Source organism: Ciceribacter thiooxidans (genome assembly GCF_014126615.1).
Classification (GTDB): domain Bacteria; phylum Pseudomonadota; class Alphaproteobacteria; order Rhizobiales; family Rhizobiaceae; genus Allorhizobium; species Allorhizobium thiooxidans.
This window is the reverse complement of the sequence record NZ_CP059896.1, coordinates 2283959-2305779: the sequence shown is the minus strand read 5'-3', so window position 1 is coordinate 2305779 and position 21821 is coordinate 2283959. Positions and strand designations below refer to the sequence as shown.

24 protein-coding genes are annotated in these 21821 nt (G+C 64.7%); 9 read left to right on the top strand and 15 right to left on the bottom strand.

Translation table 11 applies throughout. The features are described from left to right. The first annotated feature begins 43 nt into the window (after nt 1-43). Nucleotides 44-652 (top strand): L,D-transpeptidase, encoded by a 609-nt coding sequence (locus tag H4I97_RS11190; RefSeq protein WP_182304742.1) that lies wholly within the window; start codon nt 44-46, stop codon nt 650-652. A gap of 9 nt (nt 653-661) precedes the next feature. Here H4I97_RS11190 and H4I97_RS11185 read toward each other — a convergent pair whose 3' ends face one another. Next, nucleotides 662-1054 (bottom strand): GFA family protein, encoded by a 393-nt coding sequence (locus H4I97_RS11185; protein ID WP_182304741.1) that lies wholly within the window; start codon nt 1052-1054, stop codon nt 662-664. Between the two features lie 114 nt (nt 1055-1168). Then, the gene (locus H4I97_RS11180; protein ID WP_182304740.1) at nt 1169-2191 is read right to left on the bottom strand and encodes a zinc-binding alcohol dehydrogenase family protein; all 1023 of its coding nucleotides are present in this window, start codon (nt 2189-2191) and stop codon (nt 1169-1171) included. A 125-nt stretch (nt 2192-2316) separates the two neighbouring features. Between H4I97_RS11180 and H4I97_RS11175 the strand changes: the two genes are divergently transcribed. The 3 genes from H4I97_RS11175 to H4I97_RS11165 all read left to right on the top strand — a co-directional run bounded on the left by H4I97_RS11175 (nt 2317) and on the right by H4I97_RS11165 (nt 4184). Next, nucleotides 2317-2733 (top strand): winged helix-turn-helix transcriptional regulator, encoded by a 417-nt coding sequence (locus tag H4I97_RS11175; protein WP_182304739.1) that lies wholly within the window; start codon nt 2317-2319, stop codon nt 2731-2733. Nucleotides 2734-2818: 85 nt separating this feature from the next. Beyond that, complete coding sequence (locus tag H4I97_RS11170; RefSeq protein WP_182304738.1) at nt 2819-3238, top strand: hypothetical protein; 420 nt, start codon at nt 2819-2821, stop codon at nt 3236-3238. 34 nt (nt 3239-3272) lie between these two features. Continuing rightward, complete coding sequence (locus H4I97_RS11165) at nt 3273-4184, top strand: diacylglycerol/lipid kinase family protein (protein WP_182304737.1); 912 nt, start codon at nt 3273-3275, stop codon at nt 4182-4184. 75 nt (nt 4185-4259) lie between these two features. On the opposite strand, the gene H4I97_RS11160 is transcribed toward H4I97_RS11165, so the two are convergent. The 3 genes from H4I97_RS11160 to H4I97_RS11150 form a co-directional block, all read right to left on the bottom strand. Next, entirely contained in the window at nt 4260-4919 is a 660-nt protein-coding gene (locus H4I97_RS11160; protein WP_182304736.1) for an outer membrane protein, read from the bottom strand. A gap of 224 nt (nt 4920-5143) precedes the next feature. Then, on the bottom strand, nt 5144-5806 hold the full coding sequence (locus H4I97_RS11155; RefSeq protein ID WP_182304735.1) for an outer membrane protein: 663 nt from the start codon (nt 5804-5806) through the stop codon (nt 5144-5146). A 164-nt stretch (nt 5807-5970) separates the two neighbouring features. Beyond that, nucleotides 5971-7329 carry a glutamine synthetase family protein gene (locus tag H4I97_RS11150; protein ID WP_182304734.1) on the bottom strand — a complete coding sequence of 453 codons (1359 nt, stop codon included), beginning with the start codon at nt 7327-7329 and terminating at the stop codon, nt 5971-5973. Between the two features lie 224 nt (nt 7330-7553). Between H4I97_RS11150 and H4I97_RS11145 the strand changes: the two genes are divergently transcribed. Next, entirely contained in the window at nt 7554-8921 is a 1368-nt protein-coding gene (locus H4I97_RS11145) for an aspartate aminotransferase family protein (protein WP_182304733.1), read from the top strand. Nucleotides 8922-9237: 316 nt separating this feature from the next. On the opposite strand, the gene H4I97_RS11140 is transcribed toward H4I97_RS11145, so the two are convergent. Further along, on the bottom strand, nt 9238-9525 hold the full coding sequence (locus H4I97_RS11140) for a DUF2218 domain-containing protein (protein ID WP_182304732.1): 288 nt from the start codon (nt 9523-9525) through the stop codon (nt 9238-9240). A gap of 2 nt (nt 9526-9527) precedes the next feature. After that, complete coding sequence (locus H4I97_RS11135) at nt 9528-10103, bottom strand: PadR family transcriptional regulator (RefSeq protein WP_182304731.1); 576 nt, start codon at nt 10101-10103, stop codon at nt 9528-9530. Nucleotides 10104-10307: 204 nt separating this feature from the next. Here H4I97_RS11135 and H4I97_RS11130 point away from each other — a divergent pair, with 204 nt between their 5' ends. After that, a complete protein-coding gene (locus tag H4I97_RS11130) occupies nt 10308-10778 on the top strand; it encodes an OsmC family protein (protein WP_182304730.1) in 471 nt (156 codons plus the stop codon). Here H4I97_RS11130 and H4I97_RS11125 read toward each other — a convergent pair whose 3' ends face one another. The 3 genes from H4I97_RS11125 to H4I97_RS11115 all read right to left on the bottom strand — a co-directional run bounded on the left by H4I97_RS11125 (nt 10779) and on the right by H4I97_RS11115 (nt 14912). Continuing rightward, nucleotides 10779-12278 (bottom strand): glycosyltransferase family 39 protein, encoded by a 1500-nt coding sequence (locus H4I97_RS11125; protein ID WP_182304729.1) that lies wholly within the window; start codon nt 12276-12278, stop codon nt 10779-10781. Then, entirely contained in the window at nt 12275-13315 is a 1041-nt protein-coding gene (locus H4I97_RS11120; RefSeq protein WP_182304728.1) for a glycosyltransferase family 2 protein, read from the bottom strand. Before H4I97_RS11120 ends, H4I97_RS11125 begins: the two co-directional genes overlap by 4 nt. A 103-nt stretch (nt 13316-13418) precedes the next feature. Continuing rightward, on the bottom strand, nt 13419-14912 hold the full coding sequence (locus H4I97_RS11115) for an ArnT family glycosyltransferase (protein WP_182304727.1): 1494 nt from the start codon (nt 14910-14912) through the stop codon (nt 13419-13421). A gap of 161 nt (nt 14913-15073) precedes the next feature. Here H4I97_RS11115 and H4I97_RS11110 point away from each other — a divergent pair, with 161 nt between their 5' ends. Then, on the top strand, nt 15074-16048 hold the full coding sequence (locus tag H4I97_RS11110; RefSeq protein ID WP_182304726.1) for a lysylphosphatidylglycerol synthase domain-containing protein: 975 nt from the start codon (nt 15074-15076) through the stop codon (nt 16046-16048). A 30-nt stretch (nt 16049-16078) separates the two neighbouring features. Here the strand turns inward: H4I97_RS11110 and H4I97_RS11105 are convergent, their stop codons facing one another. Further along, nucleotides 16079-17581 carry an AMP nucleosidase gene (locus tag H4I97_RS11105; RefSeq protein ID WP_182304725.1) on the bottom strand — a complete coding sequence of 501 codons (1503 nt, stop codon included), beginning with the start codon at nt 17579-17581 and terminating at the stop codon, nt 16079-16081. An 84-nt stretch (nt 17582-17665) separates the two neighbouring features. After that, nucleotides 17666-17842 (bottom strand): hypothetical protein, encoded by a 177-nt coding sequence (locus H4I97_RS11100; RefSeq protein WP_182304723.1) that lies wholly within the window; start codon nt 17840-17842, stop codon nt 17666-17668. Between the two features lie 288 nt (nt 17843-18130). Here H4I97_RS11100 and H4I97_RS11095 point away from each other — a divergent pair, with 288 nt between their 5' ends. After that, complete coding sequence (locus tag H4I97_RS11095) at nt 18131-18823, top strand: glutathione S-transferase family protein (RefSeq protein ID WP_182304721.1); 693 nt, start codon at nt 18131-18133, stop codon at nt 18821-18823. Between the two features lie 80 nt (nt 18824-18903). Here H4I97_RS11095 and H4I97_RS11090 read toward each other — a convergent pair whose 3' ends face one another. Beyond that, nucleotides 18904-19239, bottom strand: coding sequence for a DUF2147 domain-containing protein (locus H4I97_RS11090; RefSeq protein ID WP_182304719.1), 336 nt, complete (start codon nt 19237-19239; stop codon nt 18904-18906). Nucleotides 19240-19785: 546 nt separating this feature from the next. Here H4I97_RS11090 and H4I97_RS11085 point away from each other — a divergent pair. Beyond that, nucleotides 19786-20052 carry an SEL1-like repeat protein gene (locus H4I97_RS11085; protein ID WP_182304717.1) on the top strand — a complete coding sequence of 89 codons (267 nt, stop codon included), beginning with the start codon at nt 19786-19788 and terminating at the stop codon, nt 20050-20052. Between the two features lie 164 nt (nt 20053-20216). On the opposite strand, the gene H4I97_RS11080 is transcribed toward H4I97_RS11085, so the two are convergent. Together H4I97_RS11080 and H4I97_RS11075 are read right to left on the bottom strand one after the other, a co-directional pair. Next, nucleotides 20217-21326, bottom strand: a complete 1110-nt coding sequence (locus H4I97_RS11080; protein WP_182304715.1) for a pyridoxal phosphate-dependent aminotransferase — start codon at nt 21324-21326, stop codon at nt 20217-20219. A gap of 85 nt (nt 21327-21411) precedes the next feature. Next, on the bottom strand, nt 21412-21795 hold the full coding sequence (locus H4I97_RS11075; protein WP_182304713.1) for a PilZ domain-containing protein: 384 nt from the start codon (nt 21793-21795) through the stop codon (nt 21412-21414). Nucleotides 21796-21821: the final 26 nt, after the last annotated feature.

Sequence of the window (21821 nt, the reverse complement as noted above, 5' to 3'; positions counted from 1 at the left end):
CCTTAAGTTGTTGCTCATACGAGCGCAACCTGGGGAACCGATCATGCCGATCTCTCGCCGTGGATTCCTGGCTGGACTGCCGCTGCTGCTTGCCGGCTGCACCACGAATTCCGACTACGCCAATTACGGCCCGATCACCGACGAGCCCTATCCGATCAAGCGGGTGTCGCTCGAGAAGTTCAAGCCGGGACTGCGCCGCCAGGAGGTCGCCTATGCGACCAACGAGCCGGTCGGCACGATCGTCGTCGATACGCCGGCCCGCCGGCTCTACTATGTGCTCGGGGAGGGCCGGGCGATCCGCTACGGCGTCGGCGTCGGCCGCAACGGCTATGCGCTTGCCGGTCACGCCTATATCGGCCGCAAGGCGGAATGGCCCGGCTGGACGCCGACCGGCAAGATGATCGCCCGCGATCCGCGCAACCGCCGTTATGCCGGTGGCGTTCCGGGCGGCCTGTCGAGCCCGCTCGGCGCCCGCGCGCTCTACCTCTATCGTGGCGGCGGCGACACCATGTTCCGCATCCACGGCACCACGCAACCCTGGTCGATCGGCCAGGCGATGTCGAGCGGCTGCATCCGCATGATGAACCACGACGTCATCGACCTCTACAACCGCGTCAACGTCGGCGCGCGGGTTCTCGTCCTGCAGGCCTGAGGTCTTGCGCTACGGCTCGGTTCGACCTGGGCCCTCGCGGTCGCGCTCGTATCGTCTTTCGAGCGGAAACGGCGGCAGAAAGGGTTCGCGCCGGATCGTCCAGAGCTCGTAGGTCGGCCTGAACTGGTCGGGCGCATCGAGCGAGCCGAGGTTCACCTCGATCTCGTCGCCGCTGCGCCCGAAGACCGGCGAGCCGCAGCGCGGGCAGAAGAACCGGCCGGCATAGTCGCGGGTCTCACCTTCGATCGTTACCGCATCTTCTGGGAAGATCGCCGAGGCGTGGAACAACGCCCCGTGATGCTTGCGGCAGTCGAGACAATGACAGATGCCGACCCTATAGGGCTGTCCTGAAGCCGCAAAACGGATGTTGCCGCAGAGGCAACCACCGGTGACCTTGTCCATGCCGCGTCTCCTCCATCTTCGGTTGAACGAAACATCTACACCGTTCGGTGCCGTCGCTGCAATTTGCCGCTGCGGACGGCAGTCGTTCCGCAGCGGCGCGACGGGATTGCCGCCTCAGGCGTCGAAGCCTTCCAGCACCACCTTGCCGGTCACGTGCCCGCTTTCGACGAGGGCATGAGCCCGGCGGAGATTGGTCGCGTTGATCGTCCCGAGCGTTTCTGCGAGCGTCGTGCGGATGCGGCCGGCGTCGACGAGATCGGCGACGTGGTTCAGCAGGCGGTGCTGCTCGATCATGTCGGGCGTGTGGTAGAGCGAGCGGGCGAACATCATCTCCCAGTGGATCGACAGCGACTTGCCCTTGAACGGCATCGCGTCGAAGCCGTCCTTGATGTCGTCGATGATGCCGAACCGCCCCTGCGGCGCGATGATGGCGATCAGCCCCGGTGTGTGGAGGTCGCTGCGGGTCACCGAGAAGACGAAATACGGGGCGTCGAGCCCGAGGCCGGCATATTGCGGCGCCAGCGGATTGCGATGGTCGAGGACGTGGTGGGCGCCGAGCGCACGAGCCCATTCCGTGCTCTCCGGCCGCGAGGCGGTGGTGACGACGGTAAGATCGGTCAGGGTGCGTGCGAGCTGGATCGTCATCGAGCCGACGCCGCCGGCCCCGCCGGTGACGAGAAGAATGTTGTTTTCGGGCGCCGGCTTGTCCTGAACTTTCAGGCGATGGAACAGCATCTCGTAGGCGGTTATCGCGGTGAGCGGCAGTGCCGCCGCCTCGGCAAAGCCGAGACTTTCCGGCTTGCGGCCGACGATCCGCTCATCGACCAGGTGGAACTCGCTGTTGGTGCCGGGACGGTCGATCGCGCCGGCGTAATAGACCGCATCGCCGGGCTTGAAGAGGGTGACCTTTTCGCCGACGGCCTTGACCACGCCGGCCGCATCGAAGCCGAGGATGCGATGATGCCCCGGTTCGGGTGCGGCTCCGGCGCGTACTTTGGTGTCCACGGGATTGACCGAAACGGCTTTCACTTCGACGAGCAGGTCGTGGCTCGTCGCTTCGGGCACGGGAAGCTCGAGGTCGACCAGGGATTCCTGGTTATCGATGGAAAGGGGTGTCCTGTAACCGATGGCGCGCATGGGCGTTCTCCTGTCTGGATTGATGCACGCCGTCTAATTGATACATATGGACGGCGGCGACAAGAATGCACATTTTGTGTTTCTACCGACCGAAACTGTACGTAGGATCAAAAAGGATACTGTCCATGTCGCGACCCCGCGCCAAGCTCACCAACAAGTTTCCGGGATGCCCGGTCGAATCGACGCTGAGCCTGCTCGATGGCAAGTGGAAGGGCGTGATCCTCTATCACCTGATCACCGAAGGCACCTTGCGTTTCAGCGAGTTGCAGCGCCGTCTTTCCTCCGTTACCCAGCGGATGCTGACCAAGCAGCTTCGCGAAATGGAGGAGGCAGGGATCGTCTCGCGGACGGTGTTTCCGGTCGTTCCGCCGAGGGTGGACTACGCGCTGACGCCGCTTGGCCGCAGCCTCGAGCCGGTGATGCAGGCGCTTCTGCAGTGGGGCGAGACCCACGTCGCCTGCCGCGACGGCAAGCGTGTCATGGTCGCTCCCGGAGAGACGGCGGACGCCGCAGCACCGGCCAGAGCCGCCTCGGCCGCCTGACTGCCTATTTCGCGGCCGGCCTCAAAAAGGCGCGAATCGGGGCCGGTAGTCTGAACCGCGCAACCAGACCAGGAGGCAGGGCTTCGTGTTTCCATCCTACCGTCGTGTTCCTGCAGGCCTTGTCGCCACCATCCTCGTCCTCACGGGGACGACATCGGTTCTCCGCGGGGAGCCGGTGATCGATCCCGAAGGACCGTTCAGGATGGGCGAGGGTTATGCCGAGCGGCCGGCGACCTGCGAGACGATAAAACGCTGGATCGATCAGGCGCCTGCGACCGACGACCGGATCACGCTGACGATCGCGGGACCGCTGGCGGCGGTGCAGTGGGACGGAACGCTCGCCTACCTGGTGATGTGCGAGGAGAAGGACGTGCAGGTCATGTGCGTCACCTACAGCAAGGAGGGGCGGAACGTCGGTGACACCGTCCTCTTCGCCGGCGGCTATGCGCGCTACGGCGCGCGGCGGATCATGCTCGATCCGTGTCTCGCAGCGCCCGAGGAGTGAACGTCGGGAACGGAATACGGGCGGAGCGGAGACCATGCGCATCAGGGCCATCTTCAATCGCGACGGCGGAACGTTCAAGACGGCCGACATGACGCAGGTTGCGGACCTGGCGACTGACGTCTTCTCGGCCCGCGGGCATGAATTCGAGTGCCTTGTCGTCAGCGGGAGCGAGATCCTGCCGGCGCTTGCGGCAGCCGTGCGGGACACGGACGCCCTGATCGCCGGCGGTGGCGACGGCACCATCTCGGCGGCGGCGGGTGTCGCATGGAAGGCCGGATTGCCGCTCGGCGTGGTGCCGGCCGGCACCATGAACCTCTTCGCCCGTTCGCTGCGCATTCCGCTCGACCTCGGCGCGGCGCTGGAGACGCTCGCGGCAAGCCCGATTCGCGCCGTGGACATTGCGTCGGTCAACGGCCGGCCCTTCGTCCACCAGTTCTCCGCCGGCCTTCATGCCCGCATGGTGCGGATGCGCGAGGCGAAGAGCTACGCCTCGCGTCTCGGCAAGATCAGGGCGAGCGTGCGCGCCGCCCTCGGCGTGATGCTGAAGCCGCCGCGCTTCGAGGTCGTGTTCGATCTCGACCATGACGGCCGCAACGAGCGTCGCATCGTTTCGGCGATCTCGATCTCGAACAATCCGTTCGGCGAGCGACCGCTCTTCTTCGCTGACGAACTCACCGGCGGCAAGCTCGGCGTCTATCTCGCCGATGCGCTGGAACCGTGGGGCGTGGCGAAGCTTGCCTTCGATATTGCCCGCGGGCGGATGAAGGAGAACGCCGCCGTCACCGCCGCCACTGCCGAGACGATCCGGCTGCACTTTCCGCGGCATCCGCGCGGCGCACACTGTGTCGTGGACGGCGAACTGGTGCGCATGCCGGACCGGCTCGAGGTGCGGATCCATCCGGGCGAGCTGCAGGTGCTGGCGCCGCCGGCCCTTCCGGACACCTGATCCGAACACCGCCGGATACGAAAAGAGCCGCCCGGGCAGGGCGGCTCATGGGATACGGCCCGTTGATGCCGGCGATCAGAACTTGAAGTTCACGCCGACCTTGCCGGTGTGGTAGCGCTGGTCGACTTCGATGCCGAGTCCGCCGTCGACGTCGTAGCTGGATTTGCCGAAATCGTAATACATGTATTCGGCCTTGACCGACCAGCGGGGCGAGATTGCGTATTCGACGCCCGCGCCGGCGACCCAGCCGGTATCGGTCTTGGTGGTGCTGCCGCTGGTGCCGGCACCGTTGTCCGTGCTCATTTCGAAACGACCGATGCCGAGGCCACCGGTGCCGTAGACGAGCAGGTTGTCGAAGCTGTAGCCGACGCGGCCGCGAACCGTCGAAAGCCACTTGGCGTCGCTGGAGCAGGTGAAGGCCGGGTTCGGGCAGGCGGTGTCGCCGTCGATGCCGGAGGCGGAAATGTCGGCTTCGAGACCGAAGACCCAGTTGTCGGACTGGAAGTTGTAGCCGGCCTGCGCGCCACCCAGAATACCTTTGCCCTCGTGGTCGGCCGTGCCGCCGAGATCATAGGTCCAGTCTATGATCGACCTGCCGCCGCCGACATGCGCACCGAGGTAAAAGCCGGACCAGTCGCTGGAAACCGGCGTTACCAGGGGAGCCGACATATCGGCCGCCGTCGCCGGGCTCACCATGGCCGCAAACAGGAGTGCGCGTGCGAAGTGCTTGATCATTACGTTGTCCCTCTCGCTGATATGTCGAATATTATTATATAAGGAATCATCTATGGACAATTCATCCAGCGGCAATTTGCGGTTGCGTATCCAAAGTGCAACACAAGGGCGCTTATCGTTGATATCTGTCAATTCTGGGCGGCGTGACGCGGGCGTACGGCGCTGCATATGAAAAGAGCCGCCCTTGGAAGGCGGCTCCTCGAGAGGGGGAAATCGCGACGCGATCAGAATCGGAAGTTCACGCCGATCTTGCCGGTGTGGAACCGCTGATCGATGTCCGCCTCCTGCGTCGGGTAAACCCCGTACCTCGCGCTGCCAAAGTTGTAATACATGTATTCCGCCTTGACCGACCAACGTGGTGAAATGGCGTATTCGACGCCTGCACCGGCAACCCAGCCGGTCTTGGTGCGGCTGTCGCCGCCGTTGTCGCCCGCTCCGTCGTCGGTGCTCATCTCGAACCGCCCGATGCCGAGACCGCCGGTGCCGTAGACCAGCAGGTTGTCGAAGCTGTAGCCGACGCGGCCGCGAACCGTGGAGAGCCACTTGGCGTCGCTGGAGCAGGTGTAGACCGGGTTCGGGCAGGCCGTGTCGCCCTTGATGCCGGAGGCCGAAATATCGGCTTCTGCGCCGAAGACCCAGTTGCCGGACTGGAAGTTATAGCCGGCCTGCACACCACCGAAGGCGCCGTCGCCCTCGTGATCCGCCGTCGTTCCGAGGCCGGCGAAGGTCCAGTCGACGATCGATTTGCCACCACCGGCATGTGCGCCGAGGTAGAAGCCGGACCAGTCGCTGGAAACCGGCGCCTCCAGAGACGCCGACATGTCCGCAGCTGCCGCCGGCGTCGCCATGGCTGCAAAGAGGACTGCCCAGGCAAAATTCTTGGTCATCAAACGATTCCTTTCAATAAGCTATATTCTTTTCTCTATGTCTTGAAGCGTGGGCGCGCAATCCTCCCCCCGACGCTATTCGCCGCCATGATGCCGGAGCGCCACAGGGTCGCCGGAACCGTGACCAACTGTCCGTTCTTGTCGCAGGAAATTGAATTGCCGGCTCAGATCCGCGGCAGGTAGGTGCGGTAGTCGAAGTCCGAGACGGTGCGCAGGTAGGTGATCGCCTCCTTGCGCTTGGTGTCGCCGTAGAGCTTGCGATAGGCCTCGCCGAACGTGTCGGCGATGAAGGCGGAGGCGCGGAAGCGATCGACGGCCGTCAGGAAGTCGTGGGTGAGCATATCCGGATTTTCCGGTGCGCTGTCGGGCGTGGTGACCGGGCCGGGATCGAGGTCTGCGTCCAGCCCGAGCAGCATGCCGCCGAGAATGGCCGCAAGCAGGAGATGCGGGTTGGCGTCGGCGCCGGCGACGCGATGCTCGACGCGCGCGGCGGGACCGTCCTTGTCGGGAATGCGGACCGCGGTGCCGCGATTGCCGAAGCCCCAGTCGACCTTGTCGGGCGCAAACGAGCCCGGCTGGAAGCGGCGGTAGGAATTGGCGAACGGCGCGAAGATCAGCTGCGCGTCCTGCATGCTCTTCAGCATGCCGGCGGTCACCGATTTGAGCCGCACCGGATCGCCGCCCTTCGCATCGAGGATGTTCTTTCCATCCCTGTCGATGATGCTCGCATGGACGTGCAGGCCGGAGCCGGCCTGGTCGCCGTAGGGCTTGGCCATACAGGTGGCCTTGAGGCCGTGGCGGCGCGCGGCGAAATCGACGACGCGCTTCAGGTAGATGCAGTCGTCGGCGGCCGCCATGGCGTCCGGACGATGCAGCAGGTTCACCTCGAACTGGCCGGGACCGAATTCGGCGGTCGTGGCATCCGCCGGTAGCCCCATCTCGTCGCAGTAGCGGCGGACCGTCGTCAGATAATCCTCCATCGCCGCCGTCGCGCTCATGTCGTAGAGCTGGAAGCCGTTCGGCTCGCCGCGATAGGTGAGGCCCTTCGGCGGCATTGGCCGGTCGCTGTCGCGCCAGCCGTCGTCGATCACGTAGAATTCGAGTTCGGTCGCCACCACCGGGGTGAGGCCCCGTTCGGCGTAGCGCTTCAGCACGCGCGCGAGGATGGCGCGCGGACAGACGAAATGCGGCTCGCCGGCAAGTGTATGCATGGTGGCGAGCACCTGTTTCGAGCCCGCCGGTCCCCACGGCATTGTTGTCAGCGAGCGCCGGTCGGGCACGCAGATGCCGTCGGGGTCGCCGAGCGTCAGCGAAATCCCGGTGATGTCGTCGTTGTCGTCGCCCCAGATGTCGAGCGACTGGGTGGAGGCGGGCAAGCGGACGGTGTTCTTCCAGACCTTCTCCTCGGCACCGAGCGGGATCATCTTGCCGCGCAGGTCGCCGTTCATGCCGACGAGCAGGACTTCGATGCGGGCGGACGGATCGACTGCGGGAAGAATGGCGGCCTGGGATGCATTCGTCATGAAAAAAGCTCTCGCCGGTTCGGCTGAAGGGATGATCGCGGGCGGGGAGGCCGGCAAATCGACGCCCTTGCCAAACGCATTTGGGAAGGTCATCTTCGTAGCCGATAACGTTCCGCCTTTCAATCAGGCAAGGCAGCGAGACGTATGCCGGGCAGGCCGCAGGGTCTGCCCGTATTTGGTCTTGCGGCTTGCTGACAGGGCGGCCTGCAAACAGGACTGTCGCCATGAACAAGCCCGTCGCCCATTCCAATCTCGGCGCCATCGACGCCGCCCACCATCTGCATCCCTTCTCCGACATGAAGAAGCTCAATGCGGACGGTACACGCATCATCCACCGGGCGGAGGGCGTCAACATCTGGGATCAGAACGGCAAGAAGTATCTCGATGCCTTCGCCGGCCTGTGGTGCGTCAATGTCGGCTACGGCCGCAACGAGATCGCGGAAGCCGCCTACCGCCAGATGCAAGAACTTCCCTACTACAACACCTTCTTTGGTACGACGACGCCGCCGACCACGCTGCTCGCCCAGAAGATCGCAAGCCATGCCGGCCCGACGCTCAACCGCGTCTTCTTCACCAATTCCGGATCGGAAGCTTCCGATACCTGGTTCCGCATGGCGCGCGTCTACTGGAAGGTGCTCGGCCATGAAACCAAGACGCAGGTGATCGCGCGGAAGAACGCCTATCACGGCTCCACCGTCGCCGGCGCCTCGCTCGGTGGCATGCAGTGGATGCACGAGCAGGGCAACCTGCCGATCCCCGGCATCCATCATATCGGCCAGCCCTACTGGTATGCCGAGGGCGGTGATCTCTCGCCCGAAGAATTCGGCCTGAAAGTGGCCCGCGAGCTGGAAGCGAAGATCGATGAACTCGGCGAGGAGAATGTCGCCGCCTTCGTCGCCGAGCCGATCCAGGGGGCGGGTGGCGTCATCATCCCGCCGGAAACCTACTGGCCGGAAATCTCCCGCATCTGCAAGGCGCGCAACATCCTGCTCGTCTCCGACGAGGTGATCTGCGGTTTCGGCCGGCTCGGTTCCTGGTTCGGGCACCAGCACTACGGCTACGAGCCGGATCTGGCGCCGGTCGCCAAGGGGCTTTCCTCGGGCTATCTGCCGATCGGCGGGGTGATCGTCAGCGACCGTGTGGCCGATGTGATGATCGGCGAACTCGGCGATTTCTACCACGGCTACACCTATTCCGGTCATCCGGTCTGCGCGGCCGCGGCGCTGGAAAACATCCGCATCATCGAGGAAGAGGGGCTGGTCGAGCGGGTGCGCGACGATATCGGTCCCTATTTCACCGAGGCCTGGCGGAGCCTTGCCGACCACGAGATGGTGGGTGAGGCGGTCAATGTCGGGCTGATGGGTGCGGTGCAGATCGCCGCCGACAAGGCGACGCGCCGCCGCTTCGAGAAGCCGGACGACATCGGCACGCTGGTGCGCAACCAGTGCGTGGCGAACGGCGTGATCCTTCGGGCAACCGGCGACCGCATGCTCGCCTCGCCGCCGCTCGTCATCTCCCGGTCCGAGGTCGACCAGACGGTCGAAACACTGCGGAACGCGCTCGACTGGCTGAAGGATAACCGCCCGGAGTAAGGTTCGGGCAGGGACCCGAGAATGCCGAAGGCCGGCGCGACCGGAGCGCCATCACATACTCCGTCACTCCGGCCTGCGAGCCGGAGTCCAGCAGCGGCGCGTCTGCGCCGCGAAAGACTACCTTCGCGATCAAGGACTTGATCGCGCTGGATGCCGGCATGACGGAGGCGTTATGCTGACGCTGCAGATCGCCGAAATACTCTGAATTCATGTTTCTCCGCATACGAAAGGCCGGTGTGAACCGGCCTTTCGTGTCTTTGCTCCTTGCCTGTTTGCCCCCACCGGTCAGGCGGCGGCAGCCGGATGAGCGGCCGTCTCAGTCCGCGCGCCACTCGAACGGGAGCGGCGCCTCGCGGAAGGCGAAGCGGTCGAGATGGTTTGCGACCACGCCTTCCATCCGTTCCAGAACCTCGTCCGATGCCGCGTCGATTGCGACGGTCAGCCCTGTCTCGTCTGCGCTCATCGTCGCGGTCGCTTCCGCGAAACGGATGGTTCCGGTCTTCTCGCCGAGCTCGACGTCGAGCTTGTGGCTCCAGTGCTTGCAGAGCTGCTGCAGATATTTCCAGCCGTTCTCGCTGGGCACGGTGGCGACGGATCTTGCCATGGTCAGAGCCTTTCGATCTTGCCTGCCGCCTCGTCGAGGATGCGGGCGACCTCGAGCTGCGTCTCGCGCGTTGCGCCCTCCTGCGAAAGTCGGTCCTGCAGCGCCGTGCGCAGGTTGTGCATGGCCCGGCGCACCGGTGCGGCGTCGGTGCGCTCGGAGAGGCGCGCGAGCGCCGTCAGCCGCGCCATGGCGACCTCGACTTCGTCCGCCCGCTCGGAAAGATGCTGGCGGCCGGCCTCGGTGATGCCCATCAGCTTGCGCGGGCCCTCGCTCGCCTGTTCCTCGGAAAGCCCCATGTCGAGCAGCAGGGTCAGCGTCGGGTAGACGACGCCCGGGCTCGGCGCATAGGCACCGCCGGAGAGCGTCTCGATCTCGCGGATCAGGTCGTAGCCGTGGCGCGGCTGTTGCTCGATCAGCTTCAGCAGGACGAGCCGGAGCTCGCCGGCGTCGAACATCCGCCGGCGTTCGCCGCGGCCACGCGGACCGCCTTCGGGACGTCCGCCGAAGAAGCCGCCATGGCGCATGGCGTGGAAAAAAGGATTGCCGTGTTCTTCACGGCCGCAATGGGAATGTCTCATGTCTCGGTTTCCTTCGATGTGTTTAAACTGCATCTAAGATATATCGTAAAACGGTCGTTGCAAGAGCCGTGGCGAAAATTCTTCGTCATGCGCGGGACCGTGGTCTTGCCTTTGAGGTGTGCTGCGCTTGTCCTATTCTCGCGATCGAAGAAGAGAGTCGCGGCCGGTTACGGCCTGCAGCCAAGGCGGAAGAGGATCGGAAAGATGAGCGGAAGACATCACGAGTACAGTGCGACGGTCACCTGGACCGGCAACCGCGGCACCGGTACCTCCGGCTATCGCGATTACAGCCGCGATCACGTGATCGCCGCCGGCGCCAAGCCGGACATTCCTGGCTCGGCCGATCCCGCCTTCCGGGGGGACGCGGACCGCTGGAACCCGGAAGACCTGCTGGTCGCCTCGGTCTCGGCCTGCCACAAGCTCTGGTACCTGCATCTCTGCGCGGTGAACGGCGTCGTTGTCACCGCCTACGAGGACCACGCCGAAGGGCAGATGGTGACGGAGGAGGATGGCAGCGGTCGCTTTACTGAAGTGGTGCTGCGGCCGCGGGTGACAATCTCGTCGGGTGACCGCGAGCGCGCGGCATCGCTGCACCACGACGCCCACGAAAAGTGCTTCATCGCCAATTCGGTGAATTTTCCGGTGCGCTGCGAACCGATGATCGTGACGGCCTGATCAGTCGATCCAGACGTAGCCGAATTCGAACGTGTCGCCGCCGGCGGCATAGTGGTAGGGCACGGCGCGATAGGCCGGATGCAGGTCCTGGCCGCTCGCAATCAGTCCGCTTTTTGTGAGGATTTCGACCAGCGCCGTGGGCACCGGCGCCATGTCGGCCTTGGGGCTGCGCCAGACGACGAGGGCCGGCCGTTTCCGGAGCGCTTCCGCCGGCAGGGCGACAGGCGCGGTGGAGAAAGTCACCGGAACCTCCGGCGCCCTGAGCTTGATGGTGCCGGCGATCTGCTTGTCGCCGGCGATGACGAGGGCGGGTGCCGAGCCCCGTTCCGTGACAATTGCGTCATAGAGTGGTGCGATCGGCGTATTGAACCGGCCGTATTGTCCGATCTGCGGACCGATGAACGGGCCGAGGAAGAGATAGCCGAGCGTCGCCACCGAAATCACCAGGACAGGGACGGCGAAGGCTTTCAGCCGGCCGTCGAGCGAGACGCTGGCGGCCTCCACCTTCAGTGCGAGATAGAGCGGTAGCGGCAGCAGATAGAGAACCAGCCACTTCTCCCGGATGCTGGTGGCATCGAGCATCACGACGACCACGGCGAGGATCGCAAAGAGAATCATCAGCATGCGGCCGACGATCCGTGTCCACGGGCTCGATGCGCGCAGGATCGCGCGGAGGTCATGGCGGAAGACGATGCCGAAGAGCAGCAGGAGCGGCACGATGCCGCGAAGCAGGGCGAAGGCGAGCGCGCCGACGCCGATCAGCGCGCGGAGGACCCTGGAACCCGCTTCGGCTTCACGCATTTCCCGCACGGTGCCGCCGGTCGCCAGATCGAGGTTCTGCAGGAACCAGATGGCATGCGGTAGAACGAGCACAGCCGCGACGACGATTGCGAGCGCCATGCGCCAATCGAAGACGCGCTTGCGGTATTCCGCCTCCGGCAGGATGGCGAGCACTGCGGCGAGCGGAAGCAGCGTGAAATTGTACTTGGACAGCAGCCCCATCCCGACCGCGAGGCCGGCATAGAGATAGGTGCCGAGGCCCGGCCTCTTCAGCGTCAGGAAGAAGGCGTGCAGGAAGAGCGCGGCGGCGAGGATCGCCGCAACGGTGTGGGAGAGATCCCGCTGCGACATCAGGAAGATCGACGGCAAGGCCAGGATGCCGACTGTGGCGAACGCCTGCAAGGCGCCGGAGCGCAGTATGTGACGGGCGGCGAGGCCGCAAAAGACGGCTGCCAGGAAGAGCAATAGGTTCTTCAAGACGCTTAGCACCGCTATCGACAGGCCGAAGGTCGTGATCATGCCGTGCAGCAGCCAGTCGTAGAGCGGCGGCTGGCGGTCGTAGCCGAAGGCGAGGAATTGCGAGGTGTAGACGAGTTCGGCTTCGTCGACTTCGAGCGACGGCGGCAACGAGCTGCGGAGCAGGACCGCGAGCAGGTAATAGCCGGCGATCGCGGCGAGTATGACGCCGAGCGCGCTGTTGCCGCCGGCGGCCTGCCTCATTCCGCGCTCTCCCGGGTGATGACCTCCCGGACGATGTAGTTCGGCGTGTCGTCACCGCGATAATAGGCGCGCGCCAGCATCTCGGCGAGAATGCCCGTGGTGATGAGCTGCACCGAAGACAGCACGAGCATGACGGCGATCAGCAGCAGCGGGCGCGTGCCGATATCATTGCCGAAGATGAACTTGTCGATGAAGAGATAGGCGAGGATGAGGCTCGATACCGCGCCGATGCCGAGGCCGAGCGAACCGAAGAAATGGCCCGGCCGCGCTTTGTAGCGCATGAAGAACATCACCGAAAGCAGATCGAGGATCACCCGGAACGTGCGGGAGATGCCGTATTTGGAGACGCCGTACTGGCGGGCGTGGTGGGTGACCGGCATCTCGCCGATGCGCGAGCCGGGCACGACGCCGGCGACCCAGGCCGGGATGAAGCGGTGCATTTCGCCCATCAGCTGCACCTGCTTGATGATGGCACTGCGATAGATCTTCAGGCTGCAGCCGTAGTCGTGCAGCTTCACGCCGGTGAAGCGGCCGATCAGGTAATTGGCGATCCGGGACGGGATCTTGCGCATCAGCAGGTCGTCCTGCCGGTTCTTGCGCCAGCCGACGAGAAGGTCGAGTTTGCGCTCTTCGAGTGCGGCGACCATGCCGGGAATGTCCTTCGGATCGTTCTGCAGGTCGCCGTCCATGGTGGCGATCAGCCGTCCGGCGGCGATGTCGATGCCGGCCTGCATGGCTGCGGTCTGCCCGAAATTGCGCTGCAGCTCGACGATCTTGAGGTCGAGGCCTTCGCGGCCGAGCGACTGGCGCGCACGGGCAACGGTGGCGTCCGCACTGCCGTCGTCGATGAGCAGGAGTTCCCACGGTTTGCCGAAGCCGGCCATGGCGGTGCAGATGCGCTCGATCAGCGGCCCGACGCTTTCTTCCTCGTTGAAGAGGGGAACGACGACTGAAAGTTCGAGCGCGTTCTCTGCGCCCTCACGGGCGTCGGCGGATACGGTACGGCCGTCCAATTCTTCTGCTCCTCGGTTGCTCATCGCGGTTTTTCCCGCCGGGTGATAGTCCTTAATGCCTTATCCCGATAGGACGGAAAAGCAACAACACGGTGAAATGATCCGTGAAATCAGGCGCTTTCGCCACTCAATCGCCCTTTGGAACCAGGTAGGAAAATGCGACATGGTAGAGGTCGCCCACCCGCCCGTAGTGATAGGGCACCGCGACCTCGCCTGTTTCTGCGGTGGTGAAGGTCGTGTTGCCGGCGATCCATGATGCGAGTGCCTCCGGCTGGCGCGGCTCGGGACGACCGTCGCGCGTACGCCAGACGACGAGCACCGGGCGAGAGGCGTCGACGACGGGCTCGACGGGCCCCTGTCCGGGCACGAAGACGGGCAGGTCCGGCCGGTGCAGGCGGATATTGCCGGCCATCTGCAGGTCGGAGATGACGACGACAGCCGGGGCGGCGGGTGCCTCGGCGAGCATGCGCTCGATCGCCGGGCCGTAGGGCACATTGATCTTTTCGTAGCGGCCGGTCATCCCGAGCACGGGGATGCGCAGGAAGAGAACCGACGGCACCAGCACCATGACGGTGAGCGCGACCGGGAGGAACCGGCGGAGGGCGGCCGAAACGTCGGTACTCGCGGCCTCCGCCTTCAGCGCGAGATAGAGCGGCAGCGCGAGATAGAGCGGCGTCAGCCAGCGATCCTTGATGTTGGTTGCACCGAAAAACACCATCAGGACCAACACTGCGGCGGAGATCAGGAAGATGCGGGCGAAAAGCCGCGTCCATTCGCTGCGGGCGCGCAGGATCGCCTTCAGGTCTTCGCGGAAGATGAGCGCGAAGGGAAGGAGGGTCAGCGCCGAGAAGCCGATGAAGGCGAGGACAAGCGACACGAGCCCGGTCAGAATCAGCTCTGCGCGGCCCGACGTTTCCTCTGAAGTGAGCTTGCCGAGCGTGCGCCCGGTCGCATCCCCGACATGGTAGAGGAACCAGAGCCCGTGCGGCAGGAAGACGAGGAACGCGACGAGGCCCGCGAGAAGGATGCGCCAGTCGAAAAGGCGGCGGCGGAAGGCAGGCTCCGGCAAAACGGCGAGGGCGGCTGCGGCCGGCAGCAGCACGAAATTGTATTTCGAGATCACACCGAGGCCGACGGAGAGGCCGGTCAGCAGGTAGGAGACGGTCGTGCCGGTCTTGAGCGTGCGGAGGAAGGCATAGAGGAAGAGGCTGGTCGCGAAGATGACTGCGACGGTGTGGCTGAGATCCCGCTGCGCCTCGAAGCTCACCTGCGGAATGGTGAGGAGCCCGAGCACCGCGACGATCGCAAGCTCGCGGCTGCGCAGGGCGGTATTCGCGGCGAGGCCAAAGAAGAGGTAGGACGCAAAGAGCATCAGGTTCTTGAGGAGAGCGAGCGAGAAGAGCGTGGGGCCGAGGAGCGTGACGACCCCGTATTGCAGCCAGTTGTAGAGCGGCGGCTGCGAATTGTAGCCGGCGGCGAGCCATTGCGCGAGAAAGAGTTGCTCGCCCTCGTCGAGGTCGAGCGAGCGCGGCAGCAGCAGCCGCAATACCAGATTGGTCGCGAAATAGACGGCGAGCAGCGCGAAGACGAGATTGGGACGCTGCCTCAGGGATGCGAGCACCGGGATGTCCTTGTCATGACGGCTTCCGGGTAGCGGCTCCGAGGGCGGCGGCAGCGCGGGGCCGCTCGGGCGCGGGTGTGAAGCTCCGGAAAACTCTGGCATTTGCTGTCGCGGTTGTTATAGGAACGGGTCTTTGAGTGCAATCCGGAAGTGCCTGGCCGATGCAGACAGACGAGAAAGCCGCCGCATCCTCGGCCCTTGCGCGTCACCGCGTGACGATCGTCGCGGTCGCCGCCGTGCTCTTCTATCTCGGCTTCGTACAGTATCTCTGGGGCTGGCGGCAGATCCTCGGCCAGTGGAACGAGATCGGTTACGCTCCGGCAGTGCTCGCCTCGGCGCTCCTCGTTTCCACCTATTTCGCCCGGACCTATAGGCTCTACGACTATTTCCCGGCGGAGACCAGGGGGCGCTTCGTCGAACTCTTCCACGTGGCGCAGGTCCACAATCTCCTGAACATCATGCTGCCCTTCCGCAGCGGCGAGACCAGCTTTCCGCTGCTGATGCGTTCGGAATTCGGCGTACCGCTCCTGCACGGGACCTCGGCGTTGCTCGTCATGCGGCTTCTCGACCTCCACGCGCTGATGGCAGCCGGCGGCCTCGGCCTCGTCGCCGCCTCCGGCAACCGGGCGCTTGCGGGCGCCGTCTGGCTCGCCTTCCTGCTGTCGCCGCTTCTCGCCTACCAGCTCAAGGAGCCGGTCCTGGCGCTTGCCAAGCGCCGGCTGGCCGGCAAGCTGCTCCGCATCACGCAAGGGCTGGAGGACGGCCTGCCGGCCTCGACCCTCGGCCTCGTGCGTGCCTGGGGGATGACGGTGCTCAACTGGGGCGTCAAGGTTCTGGTTCTCGCCTGGGTGCTCGGGCTGATGGGCGTCGGGCCGGTCGCCGCGGCCTTCGGCGGCGCGCTCGGCGGCGAACTCTCCTCGGTGCTGCCCGTCCATGCGCCGGCCGGCGTCGGCACCTATCCGGCGGGCATCGTCGCCGGCGCCGTCGCGCTCGGCGCCTCCACCGCCCGGCCGGCGATGGACATTCTCGGACGTGCGAGCGTCAACCTGCACCTGATCCTGATCATCTCGGCGCTTCTCGGCACGCTGCTTTCGGTCGCGCTCTCCACGCTCGACCGTCTGCGTCGCGGCGGCTGAGGCCGGGCGAGAGCCGCCCGACCGTTCGCCTTACTGGAAGGCCGTTTCGAAGAAGCTTCTGAGCTTGCGTGAATGCAGTCTTTCCGGTGGCATGGCACCGAGTTTCTGAAGTGCGCGAATGCCGATCTGCAGGTGCTGGCTGACCTGCGTCCGGTAGAAGGCCGTCGCCATGCCCGGCAGCTTCAGTTCGCCGTGCAGCGGCTTGTCGGAGACGCAGAGCAGCGTCCCGTAGGGGACGCGGAAGCGGAAGCCGTTGGCGGCGATCGTCGCCGATTCCATGTCGAGGGCGATGGCGCGCGACTGCGAAAGGCGCTTGACCGGCCCGCGCTGGTCGCGGAGTTCCCAGTTGCGGTTGTCGATTGTGGCGACCGTGCCGGTGCGCATGATGCGCTTCAGCTCGAAACCCTGATAGCCGGTGATCTCCTCGACCGCCTGTTCGAGCGCCACCTGCACTTCCGCGAGCGCCGGGATCGGCACCCAGACCGGCAGGTCGTCGTCGAGCACGTGATCCTCGCGGACATAGGCGTGAGCGAGCACGTAATCGCCGAGTCGCTGGCTGTTCCTCAAACCCGCGCAGTGGCCGAGCATCAGCCAGGCATGCGGGCGCAACACGGCGATATGGTCGGTGATCGTCTTGGCGTTCGACGGGCCGACGCCGATGTTCACCATGGTGATGCCAGCATGGCCGGGCTTTTTGAGGTGATAGGCCGGCATCTGCGGCAGGCGCGGCGTACCCTGTCCGGCTTCGGGTTCGCTCTGGCCGGCGCGCGTCTCTATATTGCCTGGCTCGACGAAGCAGGTATAGCCGCCGCCGCCTTCCGCCATCAGGTTGCGTGCGAAGGCGCAGAATTCGTCGATGTAGAACTGGTAGTTGGTGAAGAGCACGAAATTCTGGAAGTGCGCCGCGCGCGTCGCCGTATAGTGCGAGAGCCGTGCGAGCGAATAGTCGATGCGTTGGGCGGTGAAAGGCGCGAGCGGATGCGGTTCGCCCGGCTGCGGCTCGTATTCGCCGTTGGCGATCTCGTCGTCGGTGGTCGTCAGGTCCGGCGTGTCGAAGATGTCGCGCAGCGAGAGATCGGCAAGCCCGCTCGCCGCCGCCTCGACATGGGCGCCTTCGCCGAAGGCGAAATGCAACGGGATCGGCGTCTCCGATTCCGAGACGAGGACCGGCACCTGGTGGTTCCGGATGAGAAGGGCGATCTGCTCTTCGAGATAGTGGCGGAACAGGTGCGGCTGCGTGACCGTGGTGGTGTAGAGCCCCGGTGAAGTGACATGGCCGTAGGAGAGGCGGGAATCGGCATGGCCGAAACTTGTCGTCTCGATTGCCACCTGCGGATAGAAGGCGCGGTAACGTCCGGCGATCGGCGCGCCCTTGGCGATCCCGCCGAAGGCGTCGATCAGGAAGGCGGTATTGCGCTCGTAGAGAGCCGTCAGCGCGTCGACTGCCGGCTTCGCTTCGGTGAAGACCCGCGGCTCATAGGGCTCGGGACTAATGAAACTGATGGGTGTCTGTGTCGAGATTCGCTTGTTCATGCGCCATTATAGAGTGGACTTTCTGACAAGCAAACGACGTGGGGCCCCTGGCGGTGGATCGAGCGGCCGGCCCCCGTCTCTGCCTCAGCTCATCGACTGCCGCTGCAGGCTGACGAAGAGGACGAAGCCGGCGCCGGCTTTGCCGATCACCGAACCCTCGGCCTTGGCGAAGCCGAGGGCGGTCAGCGGGCCGAGCATCAGGGCGGCGAACAGTGCGATCCTGAGGCCGGAGGCAGCGGACTGGAGGAGCGTTGCGGACATGATCGGTTCCCTCGGGATGGCTTTGTTGTTGTTCGATGATGCCGTTTTGACACGCAGCGTCTGAACGCGCGCTGAGATACCGGTTCATCGGCCGTTCATCTGCAGAACGGGGAGCGAGAGGCGGGTGGTCACGCGGACGTGAGAGTGGAGAGAGGAGCGCCGGACTTGACCGCGGCGCTGTCCTTCCCAAATTGTGGAGGCATTCCCCATGCGCAACCGGCCGAGGGCCGGCGAAACGATCCGAAATCCCTTTGCGCCGATCCGGCAAACCTTTTCGAGGAAACATTCATGGCCGCACCGATCGAACTCTATTACTGGCCGACGCCCAACGGCTGGAAGATCTCCATCATGCTCGAGGAACTCGGCGTGCCTTACGAGGTCCGCTATGTGGACATCGGCAAGGGCGAACAGTTCGCTCCGGACTTCCTGAAGATTTCCCCGAACAACCGTATGCCGGCGATCATCGACCCTGACGGTCCGGACGGCGCGCCGATCTCGGTCTTCGAGTCCGGTGCCATCCTGCAGTATCTCGGCCGCAAATACGGCAAGTTCTACCCGACCGACGAGCGCGCTCGCGTCGAGGTCGAGCAATGGCTGTTCTGGCAGGTCGGCGGCCTCGGTCCGATGGCCGGCCAGGCACACCATTTCCGCCAGTATGCGCCGGAGAAGATCGAATACGGCATCAACCGCTATACGAACGAGGTGAACCGCCTCTACGGCGTGATGAACAAACGCCTTGCCGACCGCGAGTTTCTGGCCGGCGAATACTCTATCGCCGACATGGCCTCGATCGGCTGGGTCGTGCCCCACAAGAACCAGGGCCAGGACCTCGACGACTTCCCGAACCTGAAGCGCTGGTTCGAGACGATGATGGCGCGTCCCGCCGTCGAACGCGGCCTTGCCGTCGGCCAGGAGAAGCGCCGCAACGTCGCGACCGACGAAGAGGCGAAGAAGGTGCTGTTCAACCAGACGGCCCGCTGATCGCCACCTTCTGCCGGTAGAAAAAAGAGGCCCGGAGGTCGCAAGGACCGCCGGGCCGTTTTGCTTCTCGCCGGGTGCGCTCAGAGACGCGACCAGGTCTGTGTCTTGCAGAACACCGACATGACGCAGCCCTTCATCTTCAGCGCGTTGCCGGAGACGTTGCCGTAGCCCGAATAGGTCTTGTCGGTTTCCGGATCGGTGATCTCGCCCTTGTAGCTGTCGCCGTTGCCGCTCATCTTGCCGATCTGCTTGCCGGCGAACTTGCCGCTCTTCAGCGTGACGCAGAAGGCGCCGCCGCAGGGCGCGATCTGCGCCGTGGAGCCGCTTGCCGTTTTCCAGTTGCCTTCGATCGGCTCGGCGGCCTGGGCCGAAACCGCCCCGAACGCCAGCGCCATCGCCAGTATGATCTTCCGCATGTAACTCTTCCTCCCGAAATGATGCCCCAAGGCGGTGCGGACGGCCCGGCCTTCGCGAAGACAGGGGACGCTCGACCCTTCCTCGCCCATACCGGGGCCGTCTCGACGTGGAAAATTATCTTACGCAGACGTAAAGGTAAATAGGGCTTCCCGGCCAAAATCTCGGGGGTCGGCGCGGGTCCAGGCCGTGCCTTGCGGGGCGAAGACGCCGAGGACAATCGATTTCGTGGTTAGCATTCGGTTGACGCCGAAATCCGAACGAAAAGTTAAAGGCGCGCGGAAATCCTTAATTTCCAGCGCCTCCGATGCTTAACGAAAACCCAATTTTACCAAGCATTTGTACTTTGTTTTCAGCAAATTAAGCATGGCTTTTAAGCGCCCGTTGAAGGCCCCATGGCATAGTGGAGCCATCAAACGAGCAGGGAAACTGCCGGTCCGGAAGCCTCCACAAAACGCCGCAAAAAGACGGCCGGGAGGCGGACGGAAAACCCCGCAAGGGGAAACAGGGAAAGAAAAGAAACGACAGGCAAGACAGGGACAAAACCGATGGCACGCTCAGACATGCAGACTTCCGAAACCACCTTCGCGACAGGCGACCTCCGCCCTGAAGCGCTCTGCGACATGGGGCTCATGTATGCGACCGGCCGCGGTTGCGCTCCCGATCTCGTCTCGGCGCACAAGTGGCTGAACATTGCGGCGATCCGTGGTTGCGACCGCGCCGCCGAGCTCCGGGCCGATCTTGCCCGGTCCATGAGCAAGGCCGATCTCGCCGCGGCCCTTCGCGAAGCCCGCGAATGGATGACGATGCACTGAGCGGCAGCAATTCTCCCCCGGCACCCGCCGGGGGACCTGAGACACGACCCTGGGGGAAACGGGGGTACGTGGGAGGGTTTCGGAAACGGAATCCGAATGACGAAAGGGCCACGACCGGCAAGCCGGCGTGGCCCTTTTCGTTTCTCCGGCAAAGCCTCGGTCGCTCAGAGCGTCTTCAGTACCTTCGGCAGGCTCTGCTCGAAGAGATCGAGATCGGCGGCAAGGCCTGCGCTGACGCGGATACAGCGATTGAGCGGTGCGACGCCCGGCATGCGGATGAAGACGCCGTGCTCCATCAGTCCGTCCACGATGGCACGTGAACGGATGCCGTCGCCGCCGCAGTCGATCGCGACGAAGTTCGTCGCCGACGGCAGCGGAACGAGCCCGTTCGCCCGGGCAATCGCGCTGATGCGATCGCGGGCGGCGAAGATGCGGCCGAGTACCTCGGAAAGGTAGGCCTGGTCGGAGAGGGCTGCGAGCGCCGCCTCGGTGGAGAGCCGCGCCATGCCGAAATGATTGCGGATCTTGTCAAAGGCGAGGACGGTGCCGGGCGTGCCGATCGCGTAGCCGACACGGGCGCCGGCAAGACCGTAGGCCTTCGAGAAGGTGCGGGTGCGGATGACATTCGGCAGGTCGATGAGGTCGCCGATCGTCGGCGTCGAGCCCGCGGGTGCCGTTTCGCAATAGGCTTCGTCCAGGACCAACAGCGTGGTTTCCGGCAGCGCGCGGGCAAAAGCCGTGATGCTCGCCGCATCCCACCAGCTTCCCATCGGATTGTCGGGATTGGCAAAATAGACGAGCGGCGCATTCTCCCGCTTGACCGTGGCGAGCAGGCCGTCGAGATCCTCGCGGTCGTCGACATAGGGCACCGTGACCAGCCGCCCGCCGAAACCGTTGACGTGGAAGTTGAAGGTCGGATAGCCGCCGAGCGAGGTGACGACCGGCATTCCGGGCTCGATGACGAGCCGCACGATCAACCCGAGCAGGCTGTCGACGCCTTCGCCGATCGCGATGTTGGCCGGTGCGAGCCCAAGATGGACGGCGAGTGCCATCTTCAGCGCGTGGTTTTCGGGATCGTTGTATTTCCAGATTTCGCCGGATTTGTCGGCGATCGCCGCAAGCACCGAGGGTGCCGGGCCGAATCCGCTTTCATTGGCGCCGATGCGGGCGAGCACCGGGCGCCCGCGCTGGCGCTCGATGGCCTCGGGGCCGACGAAAGGAACGGTGGAGGGCAGGGCGCTGATCAGCGGCGTGAAGCGCGAAAAGGCGGTCATTCGGCAAATTTCCCGGCGAGTTGCGAAACGCCGGTACAATAGGAACAACGGTGGCGGGCGCAAGGCCGGATTGACGGCTTTCGGTTCAGCGACGCTTCGCCTGCTCGAGTTTTTCGCCGATCATGAAATCGGCGCGGACGATCCGGTGCAGGGTGTTTTCCGGAAGCGCTATGATGAACTTTACGCCGACCCGGCTGCCGTTGCGGTAAATCTCGGCGCAGCCGATCCGTTCGGAGATGCCGAGCACCTGCAGGTAATAGTGCTCCGGCAGGCCGATGGTGGTGGAAACATGGATGCCGGCCCCGCCCTGCGAGATGTCGAGGATCTCGCAGTGACGCATGGTGATGCCGGAGAGGCCGCGGTTCACCGCGACGATGCGGGCCGGGCGCTTCACGTAGAAGCGTTCCCATTTCCGTTCGTACATTTCCGACTGCACCCTCGCCAGATGCGTCGCGCGTAACATGCTCACGTCCCAGACCCCCCGAAAGACGACGC

Excerpts from the sequence above, each read along its gene's own strand:
- H4I97_RS11165 (WP_182304737.1), top strand. The coding sequence starts at position 3,273 with ATGCGCATCAGGGCCATCTTCAATCGCGACGGCGGAACGTTCAAGACG.
- H4I97_RS11090 (WP_182304719.1), bottom strand. The coding sequence starts at position 19,239 with ATGCGGAAGATCATACTGGCGATGGCGCTGGCGTTCGGGGCGGTTTCG.
- H4I97_RS11125 (WP_182304729.1), bottom strand. The coding sequence starts at position 12,278 with ATGAGGCAGGCCGCCGGCGGCAACAGCGCGCTCGGCGTCATACTCGCC.
- H4I97_RS11110 (WP_182304726.1), top strand. The coding sequence starts at position 15,074 with ATGCAGACAGACGAGAAAGCCGCCGCATCCTCGGCCCTTGCGCGTCAC.
- H4I97_RS11140 (WP_182304732.1), bottom strand. The coding sequence starts at position 9,525 with ATGGCAAGATCCGTCGCCACCGTGCCCAGCGAGAACGGCTGGAAATAT.
- H4I97_RS11120 (WP_182304728.1), bottom strand. The coding sequence starts at position 13,315 with ATGAGCAACCGAGGAGCAGAAGAATTGGACGGCCGTACCGTATCCGCC.
- H4I97_RS11135 (WP_182304731.1), bottom strand. The coding sequence starts at position 10,103 with ATGAGACATTCCCATTGCGGCCGTGAAGAACACGGCAATCCTTTTTTC.
- H4I97_RS11155 (WP_182304735.1), bottom strand. The coding sequence starts at position 5,806 with ATGACCAAGAATTTTGCCTGGGCAGTCCTCTTTGCAGCCATGGCGACG.
- H4I97_RS11085 (WP_182304717.1), top strand. The coding sequence starts at position 19,786 with ATGGCACGCTCAGACATGCAGACTTCCGAAACCACCTTCGCGACAGGC.
- H4I97_RS11150 (WP_182304734.1), bottom strand. The coding sequence starts at position 7,329 with ATGACGAATGCATCCCAGGCCGCCATTCTTCCCGCAGTCGATCCGTCC.
- H4I97_RS11145 (WP_182304733.1), top strand. The coding sequence starts at position 7,554 with ATGAACAAGCCCGTCGCCCATTCCAATCTCGGCGCCATCGACGCCGCC.
- H4I97_RS11105 (WP_182304725.1), bottom strand. The coding sequence starts at position 17,581 with ATGAACAAGCGAATCTCGACACAGACACCCATCAGTTTCATTAGTCCC.
- H4I97_RS11180 (WP_182304740.1), bottom strand. The coding sequence starts at position 2,191 with ATGCGCGCCATCGGTTACAGGACACCCCTTTCCATCGATAACCAGGAA.
- H4I97_RS11190 (WP_182304742.1), top strand. The coding sequence starts at position 44 with ATGCCGATCTCTCGCCGTGGATTCCTGGCTGGACTGCCGCTGCTGCTT.
- H4I97_RS11095 (WP_182304721.1), top strand. The coding sequence starts at position 18,131 with ATGGCCGCACCGATCGAACTCTATTACTGGCCGACGCCCAACGGCTGG.
- H4I97_RS11080 (WP_182304715.1), bottom strand. The coding sequence starts at position 21,326 with ATGACCGCCTTTTCGCGCTTCACGCCGCTGATCAGCGCCCTGCCCTCC.
- H4I97_RS11175 (WP_182304739.1), top strand. The coding sequence starts at position 2,317 with ATGTCGCGACCCCGCGCCAAGCTCACCAACAAGTTTCCGGGATGCCCG.
- H4I97_RS11160 (WP_182304736.1), bottom strand. The coding sequence starts at position 4,919 with ATGATCAAGCACTTCGCACGCGCACTCCTGTTTGCGGCCATGGTGAGC.
- H4I97_RS11130 (WP_182304730.1), top strand. The coding sequence starts at position 10,308 with ATGAGCGGAAGACATCACGAGTACAGTGCGACGGTCACCTGGACCGGC.
- H4I97_RS11100 (WP_182304723.1), bottom strand. The coding sequence starts at position 17,842 with ATGTCCGCAACGCTCCTCCAGTCCGCTGCCTCCGGCCTCAGGATCGCA.
- H4I97_RS11185 (WP_182304741.1), bottom strand. The coding sequence starts at position 1,054 with ATGGACAAGGTCACCGGTGGTTGCCTCTGCGGCAACATCCGTTTTGCG.